The 3137-nt window shown below is 65.4% G+C and carries 3 protein-coding genes and 1 pseudogene; 2 read left to right on the top strand and 2 right to left on the bottom strand.

Features of this window, described 5'->3' with window-relative positions; translation table 11 throughout:
• Nucleotides 1–95 precede the first annotated feature (95 nt).
• Nucleotides 96–221, top strand: a pseudogene (locus ABZV42_RS42105) (IS5/IS1182 family transposase); the annotation flags it as partial.
• 9 nt (nt 222–230) lie between these two features.
• On the opposite strand, the gene ABZV42_RS42110 reads toward ABZV42_RS42105, so the two are convergent.
• Both ABZV42_RS42110 and ABZV42_RS42115 read right to left on the bottom strand, forming a co-directional pair.
• Nucleotides 231–1796 carry a hypothetical protein gene (locus ABZV42_RS42110; RefSeq protein ID WP_355991132.1) on the bottom strand — a complete coding sequence of 522 codons (1566 nt, stop codon included), beginning with the start codon at nt 1794–1796 and terminating at the stop codon, nt 231–233.
• A 117-nt stretch (nt 1797–1913) separates the two neighbouring features.
• A complete protein-coding gene (locus ABZV42_RS42115; protein ID WP_355991134.1) occupies nt 1914–2111 on the bottom strand; it encodes a hypothetical protein in 198 nt (65 codons plus the stop codon).
• 237 nt (nt 2112–2348) lie between these two features.
• Here ABZV42_RS42115 and ABZV42_RS42120 point away from each other — a divergent pair, with 237 nt between their 5' ends.
• Entirely contained in the window at nt 2349–3041 is a 693-nt protein-coding gene (locus ABZV42_RS42120) for a class I SAM-dependent methyltransferase (protein ID WP_355991136.1), read from the top strand.
• Nucleotides 3042–3137 lie beyond the last annotated feature (96 nt).

Below are 3137 nucleotides of genomic sequence, written 5' to 3' on the forward strand. Positions count from 1 at the left end.
ATGACCGGGAAACCGTCATGTCCGGTTCGGCGGGAGGCCGCGCGGAACAGGACTCGCCCTCATGGTGAGCACCTCGCCGCGCGGCCGACCCAACCTCCTGGCTGTCCGGCTACCGCAGACTCAGCCCCCGCTACGAACGAAATCCCCGCAACTACCTGGCGTTTCTCGGCCTCGCCGCAGCCCTCTGCTGCTACAAACAGCTCCTCAAACTCACCACGTAGGACACCGTCTTATGAAGGCGTCGGGGAGTACTCGGGATGTGGCCGGTCACGGCCGATGGAGGTCACCGCCGAGGTTGTTGCCAGCTCTTGGCTGGAGGCTTCCACCATGGCGCGCACCATCTCGTCAGCGGACGGTCCGGGGGGCGTGCACAGAGAGTCGAGGCTGTAACCGTTCCGCGCGAGGCGCAGAAGGGTGTCGGCGATGTGGTGGCGCTGTTGCGCGAAGGCCGTGTGGTGGTCAGGGGCGGTCCGTGGCGGCGGTTGGGTCGTGAAGGTGTCGAGCTGGGCCTTGGCGCCGACGGCGGACAGGACCTTGCGGAAGGTCTCTGCTTCGGATAGCGCTAGAGCTGCCAGAGTGGTCGACAGGCCGTCGGAGACCGGTGCCTTGCGAACCCGGTGTGCCTCCTTGACGTAGCGATCGAGCATGAGGTGGAGGAACGAGCCGGCGGGGGGAGGAGCCTGGTCCATGGCATCCAGGATGGCATTGAGCCAGTCGACCATGCGTCGGCCCGCGAGCCCGAGGTCGTCCCAGCACTCGGCCCGCAGGCTCTCGGCCAGGTATCGGGCCCGTTCGAAGGCTTTGCGGCTGGGGGTCATGGGACTTGGGGCGTCTAGCGGGCCATAGATGTTCCGCAGCCGTGGAGCCTGTTGTTCCGCAAGGGAACACAGCAGAGCCAGATGGACGTAGACGTGGAGTGCCGCCATGGCGCGGTGGGCGTTCCAGCGGTTGTGCCCGTCAAGGCCTGGGACGTTCCACAGCGACACGATGCGACGGACCTCGGCGGGAGCGCTGGGGGAGTCGTCGAGGTCACGGACCAGCAGGGAGTGGGCGTGGCGGAAGTCGTACAGCTTTTGATGGAGAGCTTCGTGGAGCAGGTGCTCGGCCACCCACCAGGGGTTTTGGAGGAGCTTGCGGTTCAGGAAGAAAATCCCGACCACAGTGAACTGAGAGGTCGACGACTTGCCCGCCCACGCGTCAGTCCCGGAGGTGACTCCGATCAGGTGAGTGTGGCTCAGGGCGCCGCGGGAAGTCAGCGGCAGGAGTTCGTCCAGGAGCTGCAGCCCCTGGTGTAGAACCGCCAGCTCGCCCTCGCTCGGTTGAACCAGCCCGGCGCCGAACTGCTGCTCGATGAGGCGTGTGAACGTCTGTCCGAGAAAGCTGTGGTCCTGGTCGGGAGACCAGATCCAGGGGGTGCGGGACGGATTGCCGAGCCACTGCGCTTCGGCAGGGTCGCCCTGCAGTGGTCCGTTGGCGGCGCCGGCTTCCACGTGCTGCGCGGCGGCTTCGACCACCTGAGCGGACAGGTGCGGGGGCAGTGAGTTCCGCGGAGACCCGACTACCTTCTGAGTCAGAAGTTGCTGGACTGCCCGGCGCAAGAGCGGATCCCCGAGCGTGCGGTATTCGGCCTGGGGCTCGGCATGCTGAAGGGTGGTCAGCAGGTGGCGGGCGGATGGTAGAGCCGTGCCGAGCTTCTCGAGCCGACGTTTGAACGTGAGGTGCATCTGTTCAAGCACATAGGGGCTGTCGCCGAACGGCTTGCGCGACAGTGCCGTGTCGAATGCGTTCAAGTCCATCTCTGGCCTCTCTGTCTGTGCCGTTCCGGCGCACCTGTGCGCCGTTTGCGGGTCGCCTGTGGTTTCGTCGATGTTGTTCGTGCCGCACCTGCTCGGTGCGGCACACGAGCAGGTGCGTTACTCGTCGACCTCCCCCATGTCCACGACGTCGGGGGTGTGGTCGTGGTCGTGGTGATCCGCGTCCTCCAGGAACGCGGAAGTCGCGTTGTGCTTGGCCTGCATCTCTTGGACCTCCTTGTCGGTCACCTCTCGGTCGAACTCGAGGATCACGCGGGATTCCGGCTTGCGGTTCCCGGAATTGCTGGAATCTGCCATGACTCGGCGCCTTTCTCTGAAGTGGGCATGAACAATCGAATTCAATTGTTGAATCCGGTTCGAATTTGCGAGACGACACCCACCATGCGAGCATCATTCATGCCCTCACTGCTCGTGAGTACCTGGCCGGGGCCGGAAAGCCACCTAAACGGGCGTGGGATCCGTGCGGGTGCACGGCGCGACGGAACGGGCGCATGGTCGAACGTGCTGCTGGCATTCCGACCAGGGAGGCAAGCCATGGAGGTAACGGCCACCGCGAGGGAGTCAGGTACGCGGTCCTGGGTCAACATGACGTTCGACCGGGAGATGTCGACGGCCGATGTCGAGAAATTGAAACGGAGCCTGGGCGCTCGAAGCGCCGTGCGGGTACCGCCCACGGTCGACGCCGCCTATGCCCGTGCCAGGCAGATCGGATTCGTCAAGTCGTCCTGTCCTGAGGTGGGCGCACTAATGTCGGTCCTCGCAGCGGCTACACCCATCGGCGGACGGATTCTCGAACTCGGCACGGGAGTCGGTGTCGGTCTCGCGTGGATCGTGCACGGGCTGTGCGGCCGCACCGACGTCGAGGTCGTCAGCGTCGAGATAGACCCGCGGAAGTCCAGCCTCGCGTCGAGCGCGCACTGGCCCGAGGGGGTGACCCTGGTGGTCGGTGATGCCAGAGAGGTCATCCCGTCCCTGGGAAGCTACGACCTGATTTTCCTGGACGTCCCCGGTGGGCTGAAGGCTTCTCTGCTCGACGGCGCCATCACCGCCCTGAGACCCGGTGGACAGCTTTTGATCGACGACATGAACCCGTACTGGGGCAAGGGCGCGATCCGCAGCCCCCGGGACGAGCGCGGCCCGGAACGGCTGATCGAGGACTCCCGAGTCATCTGCGCCCTGCTCCAGTACGCGAGCGGGCTGATCCTTGCCTCGCGCCTGCCCGACTAGAGGCAATGCCGTTGCATTACGGGTCTGTGGGTTGGGGTCTTGTGATGAGGATGGCTGCGGTGCCGGTGCGGGTGGCCTGGGGCCAGGCGTGGTGTT

This window comes from Streptomyces sp. NPDC005281, from assembly GCF_040607495.1.
GTDB lineage: Bacteria > Actinomycetota > Actinomycetes > Streptomycetales > Streptomycetaceae > Streptomyces.

Coding starts and splice junctions, on each gene's coding strand:
- ABZV42_RS42110 (WP_355991132.1), bottom strand. CDS start 1,796: ATGGACTTGAACGCATTCGACACGGCACTGTCGCGCAAGCCGTTCGGC.
- ABZV42_RS42115 (WP_355991134.1), bottom strand. CDS start 2,111: ATGGCAGATTCCAGCAATTCCGGGAACCGCAAGCCGGAATCCCGCGTG.
- ABZV42_RS42120 (WP_355991136.1), top strand. CDS start 2,349: ATGGAGGTAACGGCCACCGCGAGGGAGTCAGGTACGCGGTCCTGGGTC.